The 24,096-nt window shown below is 69.5% G+C and carries 20 protein-coding genes and 1 tRNA gene; 15 read left to right on the top strand and 6 right to left on the bottom strand.

From position 1 onward, the window contains the following. Positions 1–187: 187 nt before the first annotated feature. The 4 genes from RUR49_RS09790 to RUR49_RS09775 form a co-directional block, all read right to left on the bottom strand. Positions 188–820, bottom strand: coding sequence for an ATP-dependent Clp protease proteolytic subunit (locus RUR49_RS09790; protein WP_409146166.1), 633 nt, complete (start codon positions 818–820; stop codon positions 188–190). Positions 821–943: 123 nt separating this feature from the next. After that, complete coding sequence (tig, locus tag RUR49_RS09785) at positions 944–2,296, bottom strand: trigger factor (RefSeq protein ID WP_409146165.1); 1,353 nt, start codon at positions 2,294–2,296, stop codon at positions 944–946. A gap of 304 nt (positions 2,297–2,600) precedes the next feature. Further along, positions 2,601–2,685: transfer RNA gene (locus RUR49_RS09780), tRNA-Leu, on the bottom strand. A gap of 105 nt (positions 2,686–2,790) precedes the next feature. Then, the gene (locus RUR49_RS09775) at positions 2,791–4,269 is read right to left on the bottom strand and encodes an NAD(P)H-hydrate dehydratase (RefSeq protein WP_409146164.1); all 1,479 of its coding nucleotides are present in this window, start codon (positions 4,267–4,269) and stop codon (positions 2,791–2,793) included. Positions 4,270–4,482: 213 nt separating this feature from the next. On the opposite strand from RUR49_RS09775, the gene RUR49_RS09770 reads away from it, so the two are divergent. Then, positions 4,483–4,821, top strand: coding sequence for a P-II family nitrogen regulator (locus RUR49_RS09770; RefSeq protein ID WP_409146163.1), 339 nt, complete (start codon positions 4,483–4,485; stop codon positions 4,819–4,821). A gap of 115 nt (positions 4,822–4,936) precedes the next feature. Beyond that, a complete protein-coding gene (gene glnA, locus RUR49_RS09765; RefSeq protein ID WP_409146162.1) occupies positions 4,937–6,346 on the top strand; it encodes a type I glutamate--ammonia ligase in 1,410 nt (469 codons plus the stop codon). A gap of 64 nt (positions 6,347–6,410) precedes the next feature. Here the strand turns inward: glnA and RUR49_RS09760 are convergent, their stop codons facing one another. Continuing rightward, positions 6,411–7,088 carry a class I SAM-dependent methyltransferase gene (locus tag RUR49_RS09760; RefSeq protein ID WP_409146161.1) on the bottom strand — a complete coding sequence of 226 codons (678 nt, stop codon included), beginning with the start codon at positions 7,086–7,088 and terminating at the stop codon, positions 6,411–6,413. A gap of 235 nt (positions 7,089–7,323) precedes the next feature. On the opposite strand from RUR49_RS09760, the gene RUR49_RS09755 reads away from it, so the two are divergent. The 12 genes from RUR49_RS09755 to RUR49_RS09700 all read left to right on the top strand — a co-directional run bounded on the left by RUR49_RS09755 (position 7,324) and on the right by RUR49_RS09700 (position 22,180). After that, positions 7,324–9,312: a PhoX family protein gene (locus RUR49_RS09755; RefSeq protein ID WP_409146160.1), complete on the top strand. Its 1,989-nt coding sequence runs from the start codon at positions 7,324–7,326 to the stop codon at positions 9,310–9,312. Between the two features lie 324 nt (positions 9,313–9,636). After that, the gene (locus RUR49_RS09750) at positions 9,637–10,812 is read left to right on the top strand and encodes a trypsin-like serine peptidase (RefSeq protein WP_409146159.1); all 1,176 of its coding nucleotides are present in this window, start codon (positions 9,637–9,639) and stop codon (positions 10,810–10,812) included. 198 nt (positions 10,813–11,010) lie between these two features. After that, entirely contained in the window at positions 11,011–11,916 is a 906-nt protein-coding gene (locus RUR49_RS09745; protein WP_409146158.1) for a class II glutamine amidotransferase, read from the top strand. 2 nt (positions 11,917–11,918) lie between these two features. Further along, positions 11,919–12,602 (top strand): protein glxC, encoded by a 684-nt coding sequence (locus RUR49_RS09740; protein WP_409146375.1) that lies wholly within the window; start codon positions 11,919–11,921, stop codon positions 12,600–12,602. Positions 12,603–12,610: 8 nt separating this feature from the next. Next, a complete protein-coding gene (locus RUR49_RS09735; RefSeq protein WP_409146157.1) occupies positions 12,611–13,939 on the top strand; it encodes an FMN-binding glutamate synthase family protein in 1,329 nt (442 codons plus the stop codon). A 50-nt stretch (positions 13,940–13,989) separates the two neighbouring features. Next, entirely contained in the window at positions 13,990–15,288 is a 1,299-nt protein-coding gene (gene glnT / locus RUR49_RS09730; protein WP_409146156.1) for a type III glutamate--ammonia ligase, read from the top strand. A gap of 33 nt (positions 15,289–15,321) precedes the next feature. Continuing rightward, on the top strand, positions 15,322–16,566 hold the full coding sequence (locus tag RUR49_RS09725; RefSeq protein WP_409146155.1) for an FAD-dependent oxidoreductase: 1,245 nt from the start codon (positions 15,322–15,324) through the stop codon (positions 16,564–16,566). 358 nt (positions 16,567–16,924) lie between these two features. Beyond that, the gene (locus RUR49_RS09720; protein ID WP_409146154.1) at positions 16,925–17,197 is read left to right on the top strand and encodes a sarcosine oxidase subunit delta; all 273 of its coding nucleotides are present in this window, start codon (positions 16,925–16,927) and stop codon (positions 17,195–17,197) included. Next, entirely contained in the window at positions 17,194–20,217 is a 3,024-nt protein-coding gene (locus RUR49_RS09715) for a 2Fe-2S iron-sulfur cluster-binding protein (RefSeq protein ID WP_409146153.1), read from the top strand. The genes RUR49_RS09720 and RUR49_RS09715 overlap by 4 nt, the downstream gene beginning before the upstream one ends. Beyond that, complete coding sequence (locus tag RUR49_RS09710) at positions 20,214–20,837, top strand: hypothetical protein (protein ID WP_409146152.1); 624 nt, start codon at positions 20,214–20,216, stop codon at positions 20,835–20,837. Before RUR49_RS09715 ends, RUR49_RS09710 begins: the two co-directional genes overlap by 4 nt. A gap of 63 nt (positions 20,838–20,900) precedes the next feature. After that, complete coding sequence (gene purU / locus RUR49_RS09705) at positions 20,901–21,758, top strand: formyltetrahydrofolate deformylase (protein ID WP_409146151.1); 858 nt, start codon at positions 20,901–20,903, stop codon at positions 21,756–21,758. Between the two features lie 281 nt (positions 21,759–22,039). Beyond that, on the top strand, positions 22,040–22,180 hold the full coding sequence (locus RUR49_RS09700; protein WP_409146150.1) for a hypothetical protein: 141 nt from the start codon (positions 22,040–22,042) through the stop codon (positions 22,178–22,180). A 145-nt stretch (positions 22,181–22,325) separates the two neighbouring features. Here the strand turns inward: RUR49_RS09700 and RUR49_RS09695 are convergent, their stop codons facing one another. Then, positions 22,326–23,000, bottom strand: a complete 675-nt coding sequence (locus RUR49_RS09695; protein ID WP_409146149.1) for a TetR/AcrR family transcriptional regulator — start codon at positions 22,998–23,000, stop codon at positions 22,326–22,328. A gap of 161 nt (positions 23,001–23,161) precedes the next feature. Here RUR49_RS09695 and RUR49_RS09690 point away from each other — a divergent pair, with 161 nt between their 5' ends. Beyond that, on the top strand, positions 23,162–23,917 hold the full coding sequence (locus RUR49_RS09690; protein WP_409146148.1) for an SDR family NAD(P)-dependent oxidoreductase: 756 nt from the start codon (positions 23,162–23,164) through the stop codon (positions 23,915–23,917). Positions 23,918–24,096 lie beyond the last annotated feature (179 nt).

The following is a 24,096-nucleotide window of genomic DNA, read 5'->3' as shown; positions in this document are numbered from 1 at the left end:
GGCGAGGCGCGCCGATCGCGCGGTTCCGCCCCCTTTGCGGATGCAATCACCTGGGGGCGGCGAATTCAAGTCCGCACCGGCGCCGCCCTCAGCCCGATGCAAGACGCGGTCCGTTCGAAGACAGCCCCGGACCAGCTTCGCGACCCTCGCGCGCGTCTGTCGACCCGCGCAGGCGTCGCGCCGTCCGTCAGGCCGCGATGCCTTCGAGCGAGGTGCGGTCGGCGATGACGTTGTCGACGATGCCGAACGACTTGGCCATCTCGGCCGTCATGAAGTTGTCACGCTCCAGCGCCTTTTCAATGGCGGAGAGCTCCTGGCCGGTGTGCTTCTGATAGATGTCGTTCAGCCGCCGCTTCAGCGCCAGGATTTCCTGGGCATGCAGCATGATGTCGGCCGCCGTGCCGCGGAAGCCGCCGGACGGCTGGTGCACCATGATGCGGGCGTTCGGCAGCGAATAGCGCATGCCCTTGGCGCCGGCGGCGAGCAGCAGCGAGCCCATCGAGGCGGCCTGGCCGATGCACAGCGTCGACACCGCCGGGCGGATGAACTGCATGGTGTCGTAGATCGCCATTCCCGAGGTCACCAGACCTCCCGGGGAATTGATGTAGATGGCGATCTCCTTCGACGGGTTCTCCGCCTCCAGGAACAGCAGCTGTGCGCAGACGAGCGTCGCCACCGTGTCCTCGATCGGACCGGCGATGAAGATGATTCGCTCCTTCAGGAGCCGCGAGAAGATGTCGTATGCGCGCTCGCCGCGGTTCGTCTGCTCGACGACCATCGGGACGAGCGTGCTCATGTAGGTGTCGACAGGGTCCTTCACGGAGTGTCCTCGCGGTCGAAACGGAACGGCGGCGGTCGGCCGGGAAAGCCGATTCACGCCGCCGCCGTAGCGTCATATAGGGGATGCCTTCCCTCGCAGGAAGGCCTCGGGTCGCGACCGGCGTCAGCCCGCCGCGGCCTCGTCGTCCTCGGCGTCGGCGAACAGCTCGTCCTTGGTCACCGGCTTGCGGGTGACGTTGGCCTTGCCGAGCACGTGGTCGACGACCTTCTCCTCGTAGAGCGGGCCCTTCAGGGAGGCGATCGCCGTCGGGTTCTTGCGATAGAAGTCGATGACCTCCTTCTCGCGCCCGGGGAACTGCCGCAGCCGGTCGCGCAGCGCGCCCTGCACCTCTTCGTCGCTCACCTCGACGTTGGCGTCCTCGCCGATCTTCGACAGGACGAGGCCGAGGCGGACGCGGCGGGCGGCGATGCCCTTGTATTCCTCGCGTGCCTTCTCCTCCGTCGTCTCCTCGTCGGTGAAGGTGCGGCCGGTGCGCTCCATGTCCGCCATCAGCTGGCGCCAGATCGCATCGAACTCGCTCTCGACGAGCTTTTCTGGCGTCTCGATCGGGTGCATCGCGTCGAGCGCGTCGAGGAGCGCCCGCTTGACCTTCTGGCGCGAGGCGGCCGTGTAGCGCTGGCCGACCTGCTGGCGGATCGCCTCCTTCAGCTCGTCGAGGGTGGTGAGGCCCACCCGCTCGGCGAGCGCGTCGTCGAGGGCCACCTCGCCCGGGGCCTGCACCGCCGTCACCTTGACGTCGAAGGTCGCGGCCTTTCCGGCGAGGTGCTTGGCCGGATATTCCTCGGGGAAGGTCAGCGAGACGACGGTCTCGTCACCCGCCGACTTGCCGACGAGCTGGTCCTCGAAGCCGGGGATGAACTGGTTGGAGCCGAGCACCAGGTCGGCGCCTTCGGCCGAGCCGTTCTCGAAGGGCTCGCCGTCGAGCTTGCCGACAAAGTCGATCGTCACCTTGTCGCCGTTCGCCGCCGCGCCGTCCTTCGCCTCGAAGGGGCGCATCGAATCGGCGAGACGCTGCACCTCGGCGGTGACCTCCTCGTCGGTCACCTCGACATACGGCTCCTCGACCGCGATCGAGGCGACGTCGCCGACGACGATCTCCGGCAGCACCTCGTAGCGCATCGTGAAGGCGAGGTCGGTCGACCCCTCCAGCACCTTCTCCATGCCCGGCTCGCCGACTTCGATCTCCGGCTGCATCGCCGGCTTCTCGGAGCGGTCGGCGACGGCCTGGCGGATGGTGTCACCCACCACCTCGTTGACGATCTCGACCATCGCCTGGCGGCCGTAGAGCTTCTTCAGGTGCGCGGCCGGCACCTTGCCCGGGCGGAAGCCGTTGATGCGCGCCTTGCCCGACATCTCGGCGAGGTAGCTCGACAGCTTGGCGTCGAGAGCGGCGGCGGGAACGACGACGGCGAGCTCGCGCTTCAGGCCGTCGGAGAGCGTCTCGGTCACTTGCATCGGTCAGGTCTTCTTTCGTCTTGCGGCGCCCTTCCGGCCGCCGGTCGCAATGAATGTCCGCACCCGGTCCGTCCGCGCCGGATCGTGCGCTCCCGGTCCGCGCACCCCGATCGCGCGCCGCGCCCGCAAGGACCGGCCCGCCAACAGGACCCGGCCCGCGAACATGGCCCGGGCCCCCTGCCACCGGAGGCGCGAGAAGCCCGACGGAAGGACGGCCCGGATCGCAGCGCCGACGCCCCTGCGCCGGCACCGCCGGCACGTTCGACGCGTCGCGCCGCTCCGGCCGTGGCGCGCGGTCGAGGCATGGTGCGGGCGGAGGGATTTGAACCCCCACGGCTTGCGCCACTGGAACCTAAATCCAGCGTGTCTACCAGTTCCACCACGCCCGCAGACGCGCGCCGTCGCCGGTCGCTGCCGAGGCGCAGGCTCTATAGCATCGGCTGTTTCGCCCCGAAAGCCGGAATTGAGGCGTCCGGCCGCCCGCCGGACGGCCGTCACGACACGAGTTTCGCCACCACCGCCTTCAGCGCCGGCGCGAGGTCCTCGGCGATGAGCCCCGGCCCCGCGACGGTGCCGGCCTCGCCGTGCATCCACACGCCCATCGCCGCCGCCTCGAACCCCGCCATGCCGCCCGCCAGCAGTCCCGCGATCGTGCCGGCGAGGACGTCGCCGGAGCCCGCCGTGGCGAGCCATGGCGGCGCGTTCTCGTTGATCGCCGCCCGCCCGTCCGGTGCCGCAATCACCGTGTCGGGCCCCTTCAGGATGACCACCGCCCCCATCCGCCGGGCCGCGGCGCGGGCGCGCTCGGTCTTCGCCCCGGTCGTCGGACCGAGATCGGGGAACAGCCGCGCGAACTCGCCCTCGTGCGGCGTCATCACCACCGGCCCGGCGTGCGCGCCGATCGCCGCCGCGAGCCCGGCCGGATCGTCGCGGAAGCTCGTCAGCGCATCGGCGTCCAGCACCACCGCGCGGCGCCCGGAGAGCACCGCCGACACGAGCGCCCGCGTCCCCTCCCCGACCCCGAGCCCCGGCCCGGCGACGACCGCGGTGATGCGAGGATCGTCGATGATCGCCGAAAGCCCCGCCGCGCCGTCGAACGGCCGCAGCATCACCGCCGTCAGGTGGGCCGCGTTTGCGGCCACGGCGTCCGACGGAGAGGCGACGGTGACGAGCCCCGCCCCCGCCCGCAGCGCCGCCCCGGCGGCGAGCCTCGCCGCCCCGGTCGCGTGCGCCGGCCCGGAGACCGCCACCGCGTGGCCACGGTCGAACTTGTGGCCATCCCGCCCCGGCGGCTGCCACACGCCACGCCACAAATCGGGGCCGTTCGCGAAGGTGGTCGGCGCAATCTCCTCCAGCACCCCGTCGGCGATGCCGATGTCGACGACGCGCATCCGCCCGCAGAGGCCCCGCCCCGGCTCGAGCAGATGACCAGGCTTGCGGCGGAAGAACGTCACCGTCTCGGTCGCCCGCACCGCCGTCCCGAGCACCTGGCCGCTGTCGCCGTTGACGCCGCTCGGCAGGTCGACCGCCACCACCGTGGCGCCGGAGCCGTTGATCGCCTCGACCAGCGCCGCCGCCATCCCGTCGAGCGGCCGGGCGAGGCCGGCGCCGAACAGGGCGTCGACGATCACCTCGCAGTCGCGCACAGCGGCCGCGTCGGCCGGCTCGATCGCGCCGCGAAAGCGCCGCGCCGCCTCGGCGGCGTCTCCCGTCAGCCGGTCACGCTCGCCGAGCAGCATCAGCCGCACCGGGTAGCCACGCTCGCGCAGCACCTGGGCGGCGATGAAGCCGTCGCCGCCGTTGTTGCCGGGCCCGGCCACCACCAGGACGCGGGAGCCGAGCCGCTGCCGGCCGGCCACCGCGTCGGCGACGGCGAAGCCGGCGCGGTCCATCAGTTCGATGCCCGGCGTGCCCGCCTCGATGGTCAGCCGGTCGGCACGACCCATCTCGGCCGTCGTCAGCAGCGCCGTCATTCCACCCTCATGTTGCTCAGAGAAGATGCACATTGACTAATTCGCAGGCGGCGCTGGATTGTCTCGCGCCGTCGCCCCGGCGATCCCGCGCGCAATTGCCCGTTTCGTCGCCGTTCGCTTCGGGCTGGTGCGGTGGCACGGACCATGCAAACTTCGGGGCGGGTCGGCGATCGGAGCGTGGCCCGGGCCGAGGACTCCGGTGCGAGGGAGGCGATGAAGAAGATCGAAGCCATCATAAAGCCCTTCAAGCTCGACGAGGTGAAGGAGGCGCTGCAGGAGGTTGGCCTCCAGGGCATCACCGTCACCGAGGCGAAGGGCTTCGGTCGACAGAAGGGCCATACCGAACTCTATCGTGGCGCGGAGTACGTCGTCGACTTCCTGCCGAAGGTGAAGGTCGAGGTCGTGCTCACCGACGAGATGGTCGACAAGGCGGTGGAGGCGATCCGCAATGCCGCGGCGACCGGCCGCATCGGCGACGGCAAGATCTTCGTCTCCAACGTCGAGGAAGCGATCCGCATCCGCACCGGCGAGACGGGCAACGACGCCATCTGAGCGATCGGCCCGCCTCCCGACCGGACCCGCGGCCCGCCGGCCAGGTTCACGCACCGGATACGCGGCCCAAAGGCCGCGGTCCCAACAGCCAGCATCCAATCCGAGGAAACCTGCGATGACGACAGCCTCTGACGTCCTCAAGATGATCAAGGACAAGGACGTTAAGTACGTCGACCTGCGCTTCACCGACCCGCGCGGCAAGCTGCAGCACGTGACGATGGACGTCGATCTCGTCGACGAGGACATGTTCGCCGACGGCGTCGCCTTCGACGGCTCGTCGATCGCCGGCTGGAAGGCGATCAACGAGTCCGACATGACGCTGATGCCGGACCCGGAGACGACCCACGTCGATCCGTTCTTCGCGCAGTCGACGATCTCGATCTTCTGCGACATCCTCGACCCGCTCTCGGGCGAGTCCTACAACCGCGACCCGCGCTCGATCGCCAAGAAGGGCGAGGCGTACATGCGCTCGCTCAACATCGGCGACACCGTCTATTTCGGCCCCGAGGCCGAGTTCTTCGTGTTCGACGACGTGCGCTTCTCGGCGACGCCCTACAACACGAGCTTCATCGTCGATTCGATGGAGCTGCCGACGAACACGTTCACCGAGTACGAGACCGGCAACCTCGGCCACCGGATGCGCATCAAGGGCGGCTACTTCCCCGTGCCGCCGATGGATTCGCTGCAGGACTGCCGCTCCGAGATGCTTTCGGTGATGAAGGAGATGGGCGTCACCGTCGAGAAGCACCACCACGAGGTGGCCGCCGCCCAGCACGAGCTGGGTCTCAAGTTCGACACGCTGGTGCGCAACGCCGACAAGATCCAGATCTACAAGTACGTCGTCCACCAGGTCGCCAACGCCTACGGCAAGACGGCGACGTTCATGCCGAAGCCGGTCTTCGGTGACAACGGCTCGGGCATGCACGTGCACCAGTCGATCTGGAAGGACGGCAAGCCGCAGTTCGCCGGCAACCAGTACGCCGACCTGTCGGAGAGCTGCCTCTACTACATCGGCGGCATCCTGAAGCACGCCAAGGCGATCAACGCCTTCACCAACCCGTCGACCAACTCCTACAAGCGGCTCGTGCCGGGCTACGAGGCGCCGGTGCTGCTCGCCTACTCGGCGCGCAACCGCTCCGCCTCGTGCCGCATCCCCTACACGACGTCGCCGAAGGCCAAGCGCGTCGAGGTCCGCTTCCCCGATCCGCTGGCGAACCCCTACCTCGCCTTCACGGCGATGCTGATGGCCGGCCTCGACGGCATCAAGAACAAGCTCCATCCCGGCGAGGCGATGGACAAGAACCTCTACGACCTGCCGCCGGAAGAGCTGAAGCAGATCCCGACGGTGTGCGGCAGCTTGCGCGAGGCGCTCGCCTCGCTCGACGCCGATCGCGACTTCCTGAAGGCCGGCGGCGTGTTCGACGACGACCAGATCGACGCCTACATCGATCTGAAGATGGAAGAGAACATGCGCTACGAGATGACGCCGCACCCGGTCGAGTACGACATGTACTACTCCGGCTGACGGTCCGGTCTCGGACGAACGACTGCGGGGCGCTTCGGCGCCCCGTTTTCGTTTGGGCGGGTCTCTACCCTGCCTTGCGGGCGACCCAGCCGCGGAAGGAGAACGCCGCATAGAAGAGCTGGACGTCGACGAACCCCGCCGCTGCCAGCGTCGCTTCCTCCTCCTCAGGCGACAGGATCGGCAGCCGCTCGCCGATCGCCTCGCCCGCCTTTCCGGCGTGCGAGGCCGGCACACCCGAAGCCACGGCGAATGCGGCGTAGCGCGACAGCCACAGCGCCTTGTCGGCCTCGCCCTGCGGGAAACTATGGTGCGCGACGACGAAGGGCGCCCCGGGCTTCAGGCGCCGGTGGATCTCGGCCAGCGTCCGCGCTCGGTCCTCGCGCGCGATGAAGTGGAACGTCAGGAGGGACGCCGCGCCGTCGAACGGCCCCTCGGGAGCATCCTCCGTGTACCCTTCGTGCAGGCGCACCCGCCCGCCGAAATCGCCGAGGGTCGCCGCCGCCACCTTCAGCATCTCGGCCGACGGGTCGACCCCGTCGAAGCTCCAGTCCGGCTGCATCTCTGCAAAGCACCTGAGTTCGAGCCCGCCCCCGGCGCCGATCACCAGCACGCGGGCACCATCGCCGCAGCGCTCCGCGAGCAACAGGCCGGCCATCCGCTGCAGGTCCCGAAGGCCCGGCACCAGCCGTGCGGTGTTGTCGGCATAGCGCGCGACGGCGTCCGGATCGGAAAATGGCTTCAATGCGTGGTCCTTCGCGCTCGTGCAGCTCGGCTCGCCCTCATGTTACATCATAACACCCAGCGACATCACCGAGGGCGCAGCGTCGGCCACCGCGCGCGCCGCCGTGAGAGGGACCAAACGACACGGCGTCTGGCCTCCCCACTGTCACCGGAGTTACATCGAACTCTTCTAAGTCGAGTTCAGAGGGCCGTGGCGTCGCCGCCGGTCCCCACCCCTTTCGACCAGGAGAGCACCGATGACCGAGCATCGCCCGCTGTCGCGCGCGCAGGCCTATGAGGTGTCCGAGGACGCCGGCCGCAACGTGTCCGCCAATCCGACGATGGGCGACATCATCGCGCTCCGCTTCTCCCGCCGCGGCTTCCTGAAGGGCTCGCTCGCCGTCTCCGCCATCGCCGCCACCGTCAGCCCGCTGGCGCTGATGGCTGCCAGCGAGGCCCGCGCCGCCACCCCGAGCTTCGTCTTCGACGAGGTCGCCGCCGGTGTCGACGAGCGCGACCACGTCGCTCCGGGCTATGACGCCGACGTGCTGATCCGCTGGGGCGACGCCGTCGTTCCGGACGCGCCGGCCTTCGACGTGCGCAACCAGACGGCCGCCGCCCAGGAGAAGCAGTTCGGCTACAACAACGATTACATCGGCTACATCCCGATGCCCGACGCTGCCGACCCGAGCGCACACGGGCTGCTCGTGATCAATCACGAGTACACGATCGAGGAACTGATGTTCCCCGGCCTGAAGCCGCAGGACGACAAGGAAGTCCTGTTCAAGGACATGACGAAGGACCTCGTCGACATCGAGATCGCCGCCCACGGTGGCTCGATCCTCGAGGTGGAGAAGGTCGACGGCAAGTGGCGCGTCGTGCCGAATTCCCGCTACGCCCGCCGCATCACCGGCCTGACGCCATCCGAGATGACCGGCCCGGCGGCCGGCTCAGACCGCCTGAAGACCAGCGCCGACGCGACCGGCACGAAGGTCCTCGGCATGCTCAACAACTGCGCCGGCGGCATCACGCCGTGGGGCACGTGGCTGACCTGCGAGGAGAACTTCAACGGCTACTTCGGCGGCCAGTACGCCGAGAACAGCCCGGAGGCGGCCGCCGGCAAGCGCTACGGCGTCCCCGGCCGCTGGTATGCGTGGTCCGACTATTACGACCGTTTCGACGTCTCGAAGGAGCCGAACGAGCCGAACCGCTTCGGCTGGGTCGTCGAGATCGATCCGTTCGATCCGAACGCCGTGCCGAAGAAGCGCACCGCGCTCGGCCGCTACAAGCACGAGGGCGCCGCCTCGATCGTCAACAAGGACGGCCGCGTCGTCGTCTACATGGGCGACGACGAGCGCTTCGACTACGTCTACCGCTTCGTCACCGCCCGCCCCTATGACGCGGCGAGCCGCGAGGCGAACCTCGACCTCCTGGACGAGGGCACCCTGTCAGCCGCCCGCTACGACGCCGACGGCACCCTCACCTGGCTGCCGCTCGTCTTCGGCGAGGGCCCGCTGACCGCCGAGAACGGCTTTGCCTCGCAGGCCGACGTGCTGATCGAGACGCGCCGCGCCGCCGATCTCGTCGGCGCCACCAAGATGGACCGGCCGGAAGGCACCGCGATCAACCCGCAGTCGCACGCCGTCTACGTCATGCTGACCAACAACACCCGCCGCGAGAGCGATCAGGTCGATGCGGCCAACCCGCGCCCGAAGAACGCCTTCGGCCACATCATCGAGATGATGCCGGTCGACGAGGACCACACCGCCTCGACCTATCGCTGGGAGGTGCTGGTGCAGTGCGGCGACCCGTCCGTCGCCGATGTCGGCGCGACGTTCAGTTCGGCCACCACCAAGGACGGCTGGTTCGGCATGCCCGACATGGTGTTCGTCGATGCCGATGGTCGCCTCTGGGTGGGCACCGACGGCATGGGCCCGAAGTCGACGGGCCGCACCGACGGCCTCTACGCCGTCGGCACCAGCGGCGAAGAACGCGGCACCGCCAGGCTGTTCTACCGCTGCCCCGTCGGCGCCGAGCTCTGCGGCCCGGTGATGACGCCGGACCTGTCGACCTACTTCGTCGCCGTGCAGCACCCCGGCGAGGGCGGCGACGACTGGGCTCCGTTCGGGCGCGTCTCCACCTTCGACGATCCCTCCACGCGCTGGCCGGACTTCGACCCGGCGATGCCGCCGCGTCCCGCCGTGGTGGCGATCACCAGGCAGGGCGGCGGCCCGATCGCCGTCTGATCGGCGGGTCCCTCGGTCAATCATCGACGGGGCGGCTTCGGCCGCCCCGTTTCGATTCCAGGGCCACCGTCGATGCACCACCAGGCCGCACCCGCCCCGTTCATCTTCCGCTCAGCTTCACTCTGCCATGGGTAGCGCAGGGCTCGGCGTTGACAGCCGGGCGGGAAGCCGCTTGCGTCCCCGCGGGGCACGGGCATCGATGGCGAGGCGGCGACGGATCGGCGCATCGCCCGCGTAGAAGATCAAGAAGCCGGCCCCGTCGCGACGGGGCCGCGCCGGCGGGACTTTAAGATCGCGCCGCACATTCGAGGAGCTGGAGCCAAGATGTTACGTCGCCTCACCCTGTCGTCGCTGCTGCTGGGCGCGACCGTGCTCGCCGTCGCCCCCACCGCCGCCTGGTCGCAGGCCTCCAAGCGCCTCGACGGCTCCGAATCGTCGCCGGCCACCATCGCGCAGTCGCGCGAGAAGGCCACCCCGCGCCTGCCGCAGCTGAAGTCGTGGACGCCGCCGGCGATCAACCGGGCGAAGGCGATGGGCGCGCGCGACGACGGTGCCCTGCCCGAGATGCGCGCCGGCTCCGCCGGCGAAAACAAGCCGGACAAGGGCAAGTCCGATGACGGCGTCTCTACCGGCGGCAAGCCGGTCGCCCAGTCGTCCTCCAAGGATGCCATCGAGCCGATGAACTTCGGTCAGGGCAACAAGAACACCATCTACCACTTCACCGACGCGACGGTGACGTCCGACATCGACACCGCCTACCCCTACAGCGCCGCCGGCTACTTCTACTTCAAGGGCTCGGACAACAAGTGGTACAGCTGCTCGGGCGCGCTGATCTCCAACTCGATCGTCGCGACCGCCGGCCACTGCGTCCATGACGGCGGCAACGGCAACAAGGGCTGGATCAAGGAGGGCTACTTCTATCCCTCCTATCGCGGCAACAGCGAGCCATACGGCTACGCCACCGCCAAGTACCTCTTCACCACGGACAAGTGGTTCAGCAAGGGCAAAGTCGGCAACGGCTACGACGTCGGCCTCATCGTCCTCTCCGACCGCAAGAACAAGAACAAAGAGATGGGTTACTACACCGGCTATCTCGGCTTCTGCTACAAGAACTGCCTAAAGGACTACTGGTTCCTGACGCAGCTCGGCTGGGCGGACAACTACTCCAATGGCAACAAGATGGTGGCCGGCCAGCATCTCGGCGAGTCCGACGGCAAGGACTTCGCCTTCGGCTCCGGCTTCCGCAACGGCTCCAGCGGCGGCCCGCAGGTGGCCAACCTCGGTGATCTCAACCGGACCGGCGGCAGCTCCGGCAACTTCGACACCCGCAACACCGTTTTCGGCGTCACCTCGTGGGGCTACAGCGACTCGTCGATCATGATCCAGGGCGCCTCGTCCCTCTCGGGCCAGGACAACAAGAACGACTTCAAGACCATGTTCAACGACGCCTGCAAAGAGGCCCGCAAGCTGCACGGCAGCAACTCCTGCTCCAACCTCTGAGGGGCTGCGGTCGGTCGGCCGACGACCCTCCTGTGCCCGAGAACGCGGCGGCCCCCACGGGCCGCCGCAGTCGTTTCCGGCAGCCTCCGAACGCCGCACAGACTTTCCTGCGAGGAAATTGAATTGCCTGAGGGTTGACGCGATCCGGGCCGCGTGCGAAGCCTTTTTCCACGCCTCCTCGACGCGCGAGCTCTCCCCATGTGCGGCATCGCCGGCCTGTTCCTGAAAGACACGTCCCTCGAGCCGTCGCTCGGCCGGCTGCTCGGCGGCATGATGATCGAGCTCGGTGATCGCGGGCCGGATTCGAGCGGCTTCGCCGTCTATGGCGCCCCCACCCCCGGCCAGTCGAAGCTCACCATCCGGCTGCCCGACGGCGGCGGCCAGCACGCCGCCCGTGCCATCGCCGACGGCGCCACCGCCGCCACCGGCCACCCCGTCGAGGTGCGCGTGCGCGGCACTCACGCCGTGCTGTCCTATCCGGACGACGCCCGCGACGCGCTGCGCGCCTTCCTCGCCGCCCGCCACCCCGAGGCGCACCTCGTCTCCTCGGGCGAGCGCATGGAAATCTTCAAGGACATCGGCCGGCCGGAAGTGGTCGCCGAGGCCTACGACCTGTCGACCATGCACGGCAGCCACGCCATCGGCCACACGCGCATGGCGACGGAATCGGCCGTCACCATCGACGGCGCCCACCCCTTCTCCACCGGCGACGACCAGTGCCTCGTCCACAACGGCTCGCTGTCGAACCACAATGCCGTCCGGCGCACGCTGAGGCGCGAGGGCCTCTCGTTCGAGACGGAAAACGATTCGGAGGTCGCGGCCGGCTACCTCACCTGGCGGATGCGTGAGGGCGCCAGCCTGTCGGAGGCGCTGGAGCAGTCTCTCGCCGACCTCGACGGCTTCTACACCTTCGTCGTCGGCACCCGCACGGGCTTCGCCGTGCTGCGCGACCCGATCGCCTGCAAGCCGGCGGTGATGGCCGAGACCGACCAGTGGGTCGCCTTCGGCTCGGAATACCGCGCGCTCACCGGCCTGCCGGGCATCGAAAACGCCCGCGTCTTCGAGCCCGAGCCCGCCACCGTCTACGCCTGGGAGCGGACGTGACGATGCCGGTCGTCGATCTCGCTGAAACGCCGCTGCGCGAGCTCAACACGGCGCTGCACGCGCTCGAGCCCGGCACCAACATCACCCACTGGCGGGTCGACAACCCCGCCGGCCGGCACTCGATCGCCGTCGGCCTCGACGCCCCCGTCACCGTCGAGATCGGCGGCAACGTCGGCTACTACTGCGCCGGCATGAACAAGCACGCGACCGTGCACGTCCACGGCAATGCCGGCGTCGGCGTCGCCGAGAACATGATGTCGGGCATCGTCCGCGTCGACGGCGACGCCAGCCAGGCCGCTGGCGCTACCGGCCGCGGCGGCCTCCTCGTCATCGGCGGCAATGCGTCCGCCCGCTGCGGCATCTCGATGAAGGGCATCGACATCGTCGTCGGCGGCTCTGTCGGCCCCATGAGCGCCTTCATGGCCCAGGCCGGCACCCTCGTCGTGCTGGGCGACGCCGGCGAGGCGCTCGGCGATTCCATCTACGAGGCCCGGCTCTTCGTCCGTGGCACGGTGAAGAGCCTCGGCGCCGACTGCGAGGAGAAGACGCCGACCGACGAGGACCGCTCGATCCTCGCAGACGTGCTGTCGCGCGCCGGCATCGTCGCCGATCCGACCGAGTTCAGGCTCTACGGCTCGGCCCGCCGCCTCTATCATTTCCACGTCGACAACGCCGACGCGTACTAGAGGCTCCGATGGACGCGAAGACCCCGAAGCCGCCCGGCACGCTCCCCCGCTTCTCCGCCACCTTCGACCCGCACACCATCTCGGAGATCCGCCGCGCCGCCGCGACCGGCATCTACGACATCCGCGGTTTCGGCGCGAAGCGGAAGGTGCCGCACTTCGACGACCTCCTGTTCCTCGGCGCCTCGATCTCGCGCTATCCGCTGGAAGGCTACCGCGAGCGCTGCGGCACGGACGTCGTACTCGGCAGCCGCTTCGCAAAGAAGCCGGTTGTGCTGAAGACGCCGGTGACGATCGCCGGCATGAGCTTCGGCGCCCTGTCCGCCCAGGCGAAGGAGGCCCTCGGCCGCGGCGCCTCGGCGGTCGGCACGTCGACCACCACCGGCGACGGCGGCATGACGCCGGAGGAGCGCGGCCACTCCGACATTCTCGTCTACCAGGTGCTGCCGTCGCGCTACGGCATGAACCCGGACGACCTGCGCAAGGCGGACGCGATCGAGATCGTCGTCGGCCAGGGGGCGAAGCCCGGCGGCGGCGGCATGCTGCTCGGCCAGAAGATCTCGCCGCGCGTCGCCGCCATGCGCAACCTGCCGGAAGGCATCGACCAGCGCTCCGCCTGCCGCCACCCCGACTGGACGGGCCCGGACGACCTCGAGATCAAGATCGAGGAAATCCGCGAGATCACCGACTGGCAGAAGCCGATCTACGTCAAGGTCGGCGCCAGCCGCCCCTATTACGACACCGCGCTCGCCGTGAAGTCGGGCGCCGACGTCGTCGTCCTCGACGGCATGCAGGGCGGCACGGCGGCCACCCAGGAAGTCTTCATCGAGCACGTCGGCATCCCGATCCTCGCCGCCATCCGCCCGGCCGTGCAGGCGCTGCAGGACCTCGGCATGCACCGCAAGGTGCAGCTCATCGTCTCCGGCGGCATCCGCAACGGTGCCGACGTGGCGAAGGCGCTGGCGCTCGGCGCCGATGCGGTGGCGATCGGCACCGCCGCCCTCATAGCGCTCGGCGACAATGCGCCGGAGCTCGAGTCCGAGTACGAGGCGCTCGGCACCGTCGCCGGCGCCTACGACGACTGGCACGAGGGCCGCGACCCGGCCGGCATCACCACCCAGGACCCGGTGCTCGCCGCCCGTCTCGACCCGATCAAGGCCGGCCGCCGGCTCGCCAACTACCTCGCCGTGCTGACGCTCGAGACGCAGACGATCGCGCGTGCGTGCGGCAAGAGCCACGTGCACAATCTCGAGCCGGAGGACCTGGTGGCGCTCACCGTCGAGGCCGCCGCCATGGCCGGGGTGCCGCTCGCCGGCACCAGCTGGGTGCCTGGCCGCTAGGATATCGACCTTCCAGACGAAACGACCGCGAACCGCGGCAGAGGGGCAGCATGAGCATCGATCTCGAGGCCGCCGCGGCCGAACGCGGCATCAAATATTTCCTGATCTCCTATGTCGACCTGTTCGGGGGCCTGAGGGCAAAGCTCGTCCCCGCCCAGGCGATCGGCGCGATGGCGAAGGATGGCGCCGGCTTCGCGGGCTTCGCCACCTGGCTCGACATGAGCCCGGCCGATCCGGACCTGTTCGCCGTGCCGGACCCCGACAGCCTGATCCAGCTGCCCTGGAAGCCCGAGGTCGGCTGGCTCGCCGGCGACCTCTACATGGACGGCAAGCCCGTCGAGCAGGCGCCGCGCTGGGTGCTGAAGCGGCAGATGGAGGCCGCGGCCAAGCTCGGCCTGCAGATGAAGCACGGCGTCGAGTGCGAGTTCTTCCTGATCGACGCCGCCGGCACCGGCATCTCCGATCCCGCCGACGCGCAGCCGAAGCCCTGCTACGACCAGTCGGCCCTCATGCGCCGCTACGCCGTCATCGCCGAGATCTGCGATGCCATGCTGTCGCTCGGTTGGGGCGCCTACCAGAACGACCACGAGGACGCCAACGGCCAGTTCGAGATGAACTGGGGCTACGCCGACGCCCTCGTCACCGCAGACCGCCACGTCTTCTTCAAGTACATGGCGAAATCGATCGCCGAGAAGCACGGCTTCCGCGCCACCTTCATGCCGAAGCCGTTCGTCGACCTCACCGGCAACGGCTGCCACGCCCACGTCTCGCTGTGGAAGGGCAAGAAGAACGTCTTCGCCGACCCGAAGGGCGAGCTCGGCATCTCCGACATGGCGCGCAACTTCGTCGGCGGCGTGCTGCACTCGGCCGAGGCGATCTGCGCCATCGTCGCGCCGACGGTGAACTCCTACAAGCGCCTCAACGCACCCCGCACCACCTCGGGCGCCACCTGGTCGCCCAACACCATTTCGTGGACCGGCAACAACCGCACCCACATGATCCGCATTCCCGATGGCGGCCGCTTCGAGTTCCGTCTCGCCGACGGCGCCGTGAACCCCTATCTGCTGCCGGCCACGCTGCTCGCCGCCGGCCTCGACGGCGTCGCCGCCAAGCGCGATCCCGGCCCGCCGCTGATGATCGACATGTACACCCAGCGCCCCGCCCGCCGCGTCCGCACGCTGCCGCTCAATCTCCTCGACGCGCTGCGCGCGCTCGAGGCCGCGAAATCGCTGCGGGCGCAGCTGGGCGAGCCGTTCGTGTCGGCCTATCTGAAGCTCCGCCACGCCGACTGGAATTCCTACACCCGCCACCTCACGCAATGGGAGCGCGAGACGACGCTCGACTGCTGATCCAACGGCAGCCGCGCCCCGTCAGAGAACCGCATGGTCTTCGCCCTCCTCCGCTACGGTCTCGGCAAGCGGCACACGCCCTTCCGCGTGCTGCAGCCGACGCCCGCGACGCTGAAGCCCTCCTACGACGTCGTCGTCATCGGCGGCGGCGGCCATGGGCTGGCGACCGCCTACTATCTCGCCAAGGACCACGGCATCACCAATGTCGCGGTGCTGGAGCGCGGCTGGCTCGCGGGCGGCAACACGGCGCGCAACACCGCGATCATCCGCTCGAACTACCTGACACCCGAGGGCGTCGCCTTCTACGACGAGAGCGTGCGCCTCTACCGCCGCCTCTCGAACGATCTCGGCATCAACACCATGGTGTCCGAGCGCGGCCACCTGACGCTCGCCCACACCGACGCCGCCATGCGCACCATGCGCTGGCGCGCCGAGGTCAACAAATCTCTCAAGGTCGCTTCGGAAGTCGTTGGTCCGGATGAGATCGCGCGGCTCTGTCCCGAGCTCGACCTGTCCCGCGACAAGCGCTACCCGATCCTTGGCGCGCTCTATCACGCGCCGGGCTCGATCGCCCGTCACGACGCCGTCGCCTGGGGCTACGCGATGGGCGCCTCCCAGCGCGGCGTCGAGATCCACCAGGGCACCGAGGTGCAGGGCCTCGAGATCGAGAACGGCCGCATCACCGGCGTGGTGACGAACCGCGGCCGCATCGCCTGCGGGCGGGTCGTCCAGGCCGTCGCCGGGCGCTCGTCGGAGGTCGCCCGCATGGCCGGCCTCAAGCTGCCGATCCGCACCGTCCCCCTGCAAGCCTGCGTGTCCGAGCCGGTGAAGCCGGTGCTCGACCCGATCATCGTCTCGGGCTCGCTGCACGTCTACATCAGCCAGTCGGCGCGCGGCGAGTTCGTCATGGGCGGCGCCACCGACCCCTACGCGCTCTACTCCTCCCGCTCGACCTTCGAGTTCAAGGAGGTGCTGATGGCCGACATGCTGGAGCTCTTCCCCTTCCTCGGCCACGCCAGGGTGCTGCGCCAGTGGGCCGGCATGGCCGACATGACGCCGGACTTCTCGCCGGTGATGGGGCTCACCCCCGTGCAGAATTATTTCATCGACTCGGGCTGGGGCACCTGGGGCTTCAAGGCCACCCCCGTCTGCGGCCTGACGATGGCCCACACCATCGCCACCGGCACCCCCCACCCCCTCATCGAAGGCTTCCGCCTCGACCGCTTCTCCCGCTTCGCCCAGTTGGGCGAACGCGGCGCGGCATCGGTGGGGCATTGACGCCAATGCCCTGTCCCCCTCCCGCCGTCCTCCTTCCACGTCATCCCGGCCCAGCGAGGCGCAGCCGAGCGCCGAGCCGGGACCCAGCGCAAGAGTTCGCGCCGGAGCCGCGTCCGAAGCGCAGCACTTCGGCAACGTTCTGCCGCGGGGCCCCCCCTCCCTACCCTCCCCAGCTAGGGGGGAGGGTTTCCGTCGTGCTTGTGGCAACACCTCCACCCCGATCTCAACGCGAACCCTCCCCCCTCGCGGGGGAGGGCTGGGAGGGGGGGCCGCCGCAAATTCAGAGCCCGCCGTCCCTCAAGCCAGCGGCCGCGGGATACGTCCACGACGCTGCGCCGACCCTCATCGTGGCGACCTCATGAAGCTCATCCCCTGCCCCCTCAACGGGCCCCGACCCGTTGGCGAATTCGCCTGTCTCGGGCCGGCGAAGCCGATGCCGGCGGACGATGCGGGCCCTGAGGCGTGGGCGGACTATGCCTATGCCGAGGACAATCCCGCAGGCCCGATCCTCGAATGGTGGCTGCACGTGCCGTCGGGCACGATGTTCGTCGCCGAGCGCGACACCGTCACCGACACGATGATCCGCACGCTGTGGCCGGCCGATTTCCGCGCCGCCGGAGGTCGGCCGTGACACCTCTAGGATCGCGCGACACCCGCCTCCCCGCCCCCTTCGGCCGCGGCATCGACCGCGCGCGGACGATCGCCTTCACCTTCGAGGGCAAGACCTACCGGGGCCACCCGGGCGACACCGTCGCCACGGCGCTCGCGGCGAACGGCGTCCGCGTGATCTCGCGCTCTTTCAAGTACCGCCGGCCGCGTGGCCTGTTCTCGCTCGGCGGGTTCGACGCCAACACGCTGGTGCAGGTCGGCCCGGAGCCGAACGTGCCGGCCGATCGCCTGCCCCTCGTCGAGGGCCTGCCGCCGATCAGCCCGCAGAACACCGACGGGCCGGTCGCGCGGGACAGAGGCTCCGTGATGGGGCTGTTCTCGCGCTTCCTGCCGGTCGGCTTCTACTACCGCACCTTCTTCCGCCCCCTCGGCGCCTGGGCGCGCTTCGAGAAGATCATCCGCGCCCGCGCCGGCTTGGGCCGCATCGACCCCAAGAGCCCACCGCCGCCCCAGGTTCGCACGCGACACCTGTTCTGCAATGTCGTGATCGTCGGCGGAGGCCCGACCGGGATCGCAGCCGCCCTCGCCGCAGCGAAGAACGGCGCCGACGTCATTCTCGTCGAGGCCGAGCCGGTGCTCGGCGGCTTTGCCCGCGCGATGCCGTCTGACGCCTTCCCGACGCTCGCCGCCGACATCGCCGATCTTGACGCCGCCAACATACGCGTCCTCACCGGTGCCGTCGCGCAAGGCCTGTTCTCCGACGGCTTCCTGACGGCGGAATCGCGCACCGACCTTTTCAAGATCCGCTCATCCGCCGTGGTGCTCGCCACCGGCGTCGCCGAGCAGCCGATCGTCTTCCGCAACAACGACCTGCCCGGCGTCATGACCGCCGGCACGGTGCGCCGCCTCCTCCACGTCCACGGCATCCGCCCGGGCACCCGTGCTGTCGTCTGCACCGCCGACGACAGCGGCTGGGACGCCGCCGCCGACCTGCGCGCCGCCGGCGTCGCGGTCGAGATGGTCGCGGACCTCCGCGCCAGCGCGGGAGACGCCACGGCCACGGCCCGCGCCGCCTTGTCCGGCGTGCCGTTCCGCTTCTCGACCGCCCCCTACGAGGCGCTTTCCCACGGTGGCGGCCTGTACGGCGCACCGTTGTCCGCCGTGCGCCTCTGCGGCTTCGACGCGGCGGCCACCGTTGGCACCGTCACCGAGCCGATCGCCTGCGACCTCCTCGTCGTCTCCGGCGGCAGCGCGCCGATGGCCCAGCTCGCCGCCCACGCCGGCGCCCGCCTGACGCCCGATCCGGACCGCGGATTCGTGATCCGTGATCTGAGATCACAAATTTTTCTTGCAGGTTCGGTCGACGGTCGGACAGCACCGCAGACGGCCGTCGCCGACGGTGCCCATGTCGGTGCAATCGCTGCGAAATTCGCCCTCGAGACGGCACCGGCAACGGGTACCGTCATTGACGGTGCGGCCATGACGGCACCGGACCGTCCGCCCGTCACGGCACGGACCGCCCACCCCTTCCCGGTCGTCCGCCACCCCGCCGGCAAGGCCTTCGTCGACACCGACGAAGACCTCGTCATCGAGGACGTCGAGAACGCGGTGGAGGACGGCTTCTCCCATCCGGAGCTCCTGAAGCGCTGGTCGACCCTCGGCATGGGTCCCGGCCAGGGCCGCCAGACGACGCTGATGGGCCTGCGCATCCTCGCCCGGAAGCGCGGCATGGCCCCGGCGGAACTCGGGCCGACGACGGTTCGGCCGCCCTTCACCGGCGAGCGTTTCCAGGCGCTTGCGGGCGAAGGCTTCCATCCGCATCGAACCTCGCCGATGCACCACCGCCACGAAGCCCTCGGCGCCGTGCAGATGGTCGCCGGCCTCTGGCACCGCCCCGCCTGGTACGGTCCGGATCGCGACAAGGCGATCGCCGAAGAGGTCGCCGCGGTCCGCGGCGCGTGCGGGCTGATCGACGTCTCCACCCTCGGCAAGCTCGAGGTGCGCGGCCCCGACGCCGCCCGCTTCCTCGACCGCGCCTATGCAGGCGCCCACACCGCCCAGCCGATCGGTCGCTGTCGCTACGCCCTGCTGCTCGACGTCGGCGGCAATGTCGGCGATGACGGCGTCGTGGCGCGGCTCGCCGACGACCACTTCTACGTCACCGGCACCACCGGCCAGGCGGACGCCACCTACCGCCTGCTCGTCTGGCTGAACGCCAACTGGGGCCTCGACGTCGACATCACGGCGGTGACCGGCGCCTACGCCGCCGTCAGCCTCGCCGGCCCGAAGGCGCGTCGGGTGCTCCGGGCAGCGGGCACCGACCTCGATCTTTCGCCGGCAAACTTCCCCCATCTTGGCGTCCGCGAAGGCCATGTCGCCGGCATCCCAGCGCGGCTGCTGCGTGTCGGCTTCGTCGGCGAGCTCGGCTGGGAGATCCATGTGCCGGCCGACCAGGGCACGGCACTTTGGGACGCCCTGATCGCTGCGGGTCGAGCCGAGAGCATTCGCCCCGCGGGCGTTGAGGCGCAGCGCATCCTCCGCCTCGAGAAGGGACACGTCATCGTCGGCCAGGACACCGACGGGCTGACCCATCCCGACGAGGCCGGACTGTCGTGGGCGGTGGCGAAGAAGAAGCCGTTCTACTGGGGCAAGGCGGCCGTCGACTTCCGCAGGACGGAAGGTCTCCGCCATACCCTGTTCGGCTTCCGCCTCGTCGACCGCAACGCCCCGGCCCCGCCTGAGAGCTGCCTCGTCGTCGAGGACGGCCGCGATGTCGGCCGCGTCACCTCCGCCGCCATGTCGGTCGCCTGCAGCGGCGTCGTCGGGCTGGCGACGCTGCCGGTCGACTGGCCAAAGGCGGGCCGCGCCTTCTCCATCCGCCTGCCGGACGGCACGATGGCGGCGGCCGAGACGATCGCCATGCCCGCCTACGACCCCGACGGCGCAAGGCTCGAACCCGAACCGCTGGAGCCTAAGCCGCCGGAGGCGCCTGCGCCGGAGCCGAAGCCACCGGAGCCCAAGCCCGTGGAGCCCACACCATGAGCTCCCCCGACGCGATGATCGCTCCCCGCCGCTCCCCGGCCACCGACGCCTTCGCTGCGGCGGCCGCGACGCCCGCCGGCGTCTTCACCGTCGCCGACCTGTCGCTCGCGCCCAAGACCGGCGTGAAGGGCCGCGTCTGCCTTGATTGGCTGGCGAGCCAGGACCTCGCCTTCGACCACACGCCGAACCGGGCGACGCGGCTCGCCGACGGCACGATCGTGCTGGTGCTCGCCTCCAACGAGGCGGTCCTGCTCAACCCGGCCGGCACCGCCCGCCTGCCCGACACCGGCTCCCTCGGCCGTCCGCTCGCGCCGGGCGTCTACCCCGTGCCGCGCGGCCCCGGACTCTACTGGCTGACCGTCTCCGGCCCACCAGCTGCCCTCGACTCGGCGTTCTCGCGGCTCGCCGCCGTCGACCTGCGCACGTCCCGCTTCGTCGACGGCTCGATCGCCCAGACGCAGGTCGCGCGCGTCTCCGCGACGGTGGCGCGCGTCGACGACGGCGGCGCGGTCGTCTACCACCTCGTCGGCGACGCGGCCTTGGCCGACCACGTCGCCGGAGCCGTGCTCGGCGTGCTGGCGCAGGAGGGTGGCCTCGCCCGCCTGACGCCCGCCGCCTGATCCTGCTGCCTCGCCGACCTTCAGACGCTTGTCCTCGCGACCACCCGACCGGAGCCACCGCCGATGGCCGACGCGCCGCGCTTCTACCTGACGATCTCGTGCCCGGACGTAGTCGGCGTCGTCTCCGCCGTCTCGACGATGCTGACGGAGGCGAACTGCTTCATCACCGAATCGAACCACTTCGGCGATCCGCAGACGAACGTCTTCTTCATGCGCACCGTGCTCGAGCCGCGCTCGCCGGGCTTCACGCGCGCAGCCTTCGCCGAGAGGTTCGCGCCGATCGCGGCGAAGTTCGCGATGGACTGGTCGCTGCACGACGCCCGCATCCCGCCGCGGGTGCTGATCCTGGTGTCGAAGTTCGACCACTGCCTGCAGGACCTGCTCTACCGCAAGCGCACCGGCAGCCTGATGATGGAAGTGCCGGCGATCGTCTCGAACCACGTCACGCTCGCCCCGCTCGCCGAGCAGGCGCGCATCCCCTTCGTGCACTTGGCCGTCACGGCCGAGACGAAGGCGACGGCCGAGGCCCGCCTGTTCGAGATCATCGAGGACACGCGCTCGGAGTTCGTCGTGCTCGCCCGCTACATGCAGGTGCTGTCGAACGAGGCCTGCGGGCGCCTGCCCGGCCGGGTGGTCAACATCCACCACTCGTTCCTGCCGAGCTTCAAAGGGGCGAAGCCCTACCACCAGGCCTTCGAGCGCGGCGTGAAGCTCGTCGGCGCCACCGCCCACTTCGTCACCGCGGACCTCGACGAGGGCCCGATCATCGCCCAGGCCGTCGCCCCGGTGGACCACACCTTCGACGCCGAGGCGATGGTGGAACAGGGCCGCGACGTCGAATCCCAGGTGCTCGCCCGCGCCCTGCGCAAGCTGATCGAGCGGCGGGTGTTCCTGAACGGCCACCGCACGGTGGTGTTCTAGGCGGCCCCGCCCGAGACATTCGGCAAAGCGGGACTTAATTGTTAGCTCCGCGCACCGAACGATAGAACCTCCATGGGCGGCTCCAACTGTGTTCAGGCATGGCCACTGACCCGAAGGCTCAACTCTCCTGCTTGCGCGACTTCGGCTGGTCCCTTTGGGATCCGATCGGCCTGACTGCAATTGAGGGAGTGTAGAGGGAAAGTCCAAACGCTGATGAGTACGATAACTATCTTCTGCACGTCGCCGACCTTCTACAGAATGGCGCAGAGGAAGAAGAATGCGTGCAGTACCTGGAGGAAATCGAAATCGAGTACATGGGGCTTGGTGTTCGAGCGGATACGCATCAACGCGCCACCCGCACCATTCGCGCAATCAGCCAATACCTCGCCTTGTCCCATGGCCGGCCCGCAAAATTGCAATAGCTTTGCAAACTGGCACCCTAGCTGAAGTCAGCGATTGCGCACTTTCTTATACATCGCTTCTCTTTTCGTACTGCTGCGACGCTGCTCCGTACCGCTCCCTGCCTTCAAACACGTGCAGTATCCATCGCCACCAAGTCGCCACACATCAGGCCCGCAGACGCCGCCCCAGTCTCGTCCGCTTTGGCACAGCGACTGCCTCTGTCGGTTCCTCGTGTAGCCTCTCAGGCGACCGGCCAGGGCCGGTCGGCCACGTGGCGAGCGCCTGCGCCGCGACGGCCTCCAGCTTCTCGCGGTTGAAGCCCGCCTTCGCCTGCACCGCCATGCCGTGCGCGATCGCCATGACGAAGGCCGCAAGGGCCTCGGGGTCGGCGGTCGCGGGCAGTTCGCCCTCGGCCTTCGCCCGCTCGAACCGTTCCCGCAACTGCACCGCGGCCATGGCGCGCGCCTCGATCAGCGCCTGCCGCACGGGCTCGGCATCGTCGGATCCGGCGAGGACGCCGTTGATCATGAAACAGCCCGGGCGGTCCGGATAGCGGGTGTTGAGGTCGGCTGTCGCGTAGAGGAGGTGCGCCACCACCTCCCGCGATGTCGGCCGCTCCAGGGCCTCGGGAAAATGCTCGAGGTAGCGCTCGCCGTAGCGGGCGATGGCCCGGCGGAAGAGCTGCTCCTTGTTGCCGTAGGCGGAATAGAGAGCCGGCCTCTCGACGCCCGCCGCCTCCGTCAGGTCGGCATAGGACGTGCCCTCGTAGCCCTTGCGCCAGAAGACGCAGAGCGCCGCGTCGAGCACCTTCGCCTCGTCGAACTCCCGACGGCGGCCCATCAGCCGGCCTCCTGATTTTTCATAACGACCGTTATTAAACCGGTTGACAGCGCAGGTCCAGTTTCGTACCGACCGTTATCGTAACGCTCGTTACGTAAAAGGCGTTCCCCCCGCCCGCTCCCGGGGCGGTGGCATCGCATCGGTCCATCGAAAGGCACTCCATGTCGAACCCATTGAAGGGCAAGGTCGCCCTCGTCACCGGCGGCTCGCGCGGCCTCGGCGCCGCGATCGCCGAGGCGCTCGCCGCACAGGGCGCCGACGTCGCGATCAGCTACGTCGCCTCCGCCGAGAAGGCCGAAGCCGTGGTCGAGCGGCTGAAGGCGGCCGGCGTTCGGGCGCTGGCGATCAAGAGCGACCAGGCCAACACGGCCGCGGCGAAGCCGCTGGTCGAGCAGGTGGTCGCCCACTTCGGCAAGCTCGACATCCTCGTCAACAATGCCGCCATCGCCGCGCCGCTCCAGACGGTTGACGATCCGAACCTCGACACGGCCAATCTCGATCGCCTGTGGCAGGTCAACGTCATGGGCACGGTGGCGACGACGCGGGCGGCAGCGCCGGTGCTTTCTGACGGCGGCCGCATCATCTTCATCGGCTCCGGCCTCGGCAGCCGCGTCCCCTTCGCGGGCGTCGCGGACTATTCCGCCTCGAAGTGGGCCATCGCCGGCTACGCGCAGGGCGTGCAGCGCGACCTCGGCCGCCGCGACATCACCGTGTCCGTGGTGCAGCCGGGCATCATGCCCACCGACATGGCGGCAGCGGTGGGCGACCGGCTTCCCGACGCCATCATGGACCTCCACGCCATCCGCCGCATCGCCACCCTCGAGGAGGTGGCGGGTACGGTCACCTTCCTCGCCGGCCCGAACGCCGGCTACATCGGCGGCGGCGTCATCGACATCTCCGGCGGCTTCCAGGCCTGAGGACGCGGTCGCCAAGCGTCGACAACGCGGCCTCGCGGGTCACCGCGACGCCGCTCAAGGCCGCAATTCAGGTCGACAATCACGCTCTTTCGTACACACCGGCCGTCTTCTCGTATTGCTCCTGCGCCGCGGCGCCGCTACCCTTCCTGCAATCGTTTGCGGCCCCGACGGCCGCCGAG

This window comes from Pseudoxanthobacter sp. M-2 (genome assembly GCF_046156265.1).
Classification (GTDB): domain Bacteria; phylum Pseudomonadota; class Alphaproteobacteria; order Rhizobiales; family Segnochrobactraceae; genus CAMDHY01.
Note: the sequence above shows the minus strand (reverse complement) of the source record. Positions and strands in the feature narration are given on the sequence as shown.

What these genes read in the sequence shown, in the direction of transcription:
- tig (WP_409146165.1), bottom strand. Translation starts at nt 2,296, where the DNA reads ATGCAAGTGACCGAGACGCTCTCCGACGGCCTGAAGCGCGAGCTCGCC.
- RUR49_RS09775 (WP_409146164.1), bottom strand. Translation starts at nt 4,269, where the DNA reads ATGACGGCGCTGCTGACGACGGCCGAGATGGGTCGTGCCGACCGGCTG.
- RUR49_RS09770 (WP_409146163.1), top strand. Translation starts at nt 4,483, where the DNA reads ATGAAGAAGATCGAAGCCATCATAAAGCCCTTCAAGCTCGACGAGGTG.
- glnA (WP_409146162.1), top strand. Translation starts at nt 4,937, where the DNA reads ATGACGACAGCCTCTGACGTCCTCAAGATGATCAAGGACAAGGACGTT.
- RUR49_RS09755 (WP_409146160.1), top strand. Translation starts at nt 7,324, where the DNA reads ATGACCGAGCATCGCCCGCTGTCGCGCGCGCAGGCCTATGAGGTGTCC.
- RUR49_RS09750 (WP_409146159.1), top strand. Translation starts at nt 9,637, where the DNA reads ATGTTACGTCGCCTCACCCTGTCGTCGCTGCTGCTGGGCGCGACCGTG.
- RUR49_RS09745 (WP_409146158.1), top strand. Translation starts at nt 11,011, where the DNA reads ATGTGCGGCATCGCCGGCCTGTTCCTGAAAGACACGTCCCTCGAGCCG.
- RUR49_RS09740 (WP_409146375.1), top strand. Translation starts at nt 11,919, where the DNA reads ATGCCGGTCGTCGATCTCGCTGAAACGCCGCTGCGCGAGCTCAACACG.
- RUR49_RS09735 (WP_409146157.1), top strand. Translation starts at nt 12,611, where the DNA reads ATGGACGCGAAGACCCCGAAGCCGCCCGGCACGCTCCCCCGCTTCTCC.
- glnT (WP_409146156.1), top strand. Translation starts at nt 13,990, where the DNA reads ATGAGCATCGATCTCGAGGCCGCCGCGGCCGAACGCGGCATCAAATAT.
- RUR49_RS09725 (WP_409146155.1), top strand. Translation starts at nt 15,322, where the DNA reads ATGGTCTTCGCCCTCCTCCGCTACGGTCTCGGCAAGCGGCACACGCCC.
- RUR49_RS09720 (WP_409146154.1), top strand. Translation starts at nt 16,925, where the DNA reads ATGAAGCTCATCCCCTGCCCCCTCAACGGGCCCCGACCCGTTGGCGAA.
- RUR49_RS09710 (WP_409146152.1), top strand. Translation starts at nt 20,214, where the DNA reads ATGAGCTCCCCCGACGCGATGATCGCTCCCCGCCGCTCCCCGGCCACC.
- purU (WP_409146151.1), top strand. Translation starts at nt 20,901, where the DNA reads ATGGCCGACGCGCCGCGCTTCTACCTGACGATCTCGTGCCCGGACGTA.
- RUR49_RS09695 (WP_409146149.1), bottom strand. Translation starts at nt 23,000, where the DNA reads ATGGGCCGCCGTCGGGAGTTCGACGAGGCGAAGGTGCTCGACGCGGCG.
- RUR49_RS09690 (WP_409146148.1), top strand. Translation starts at nt 23,162, where the DNA reads ATGTCGAACCCATTGAAGGGCAAGGTCGCCCTCGTCACCGGCGGCTCG.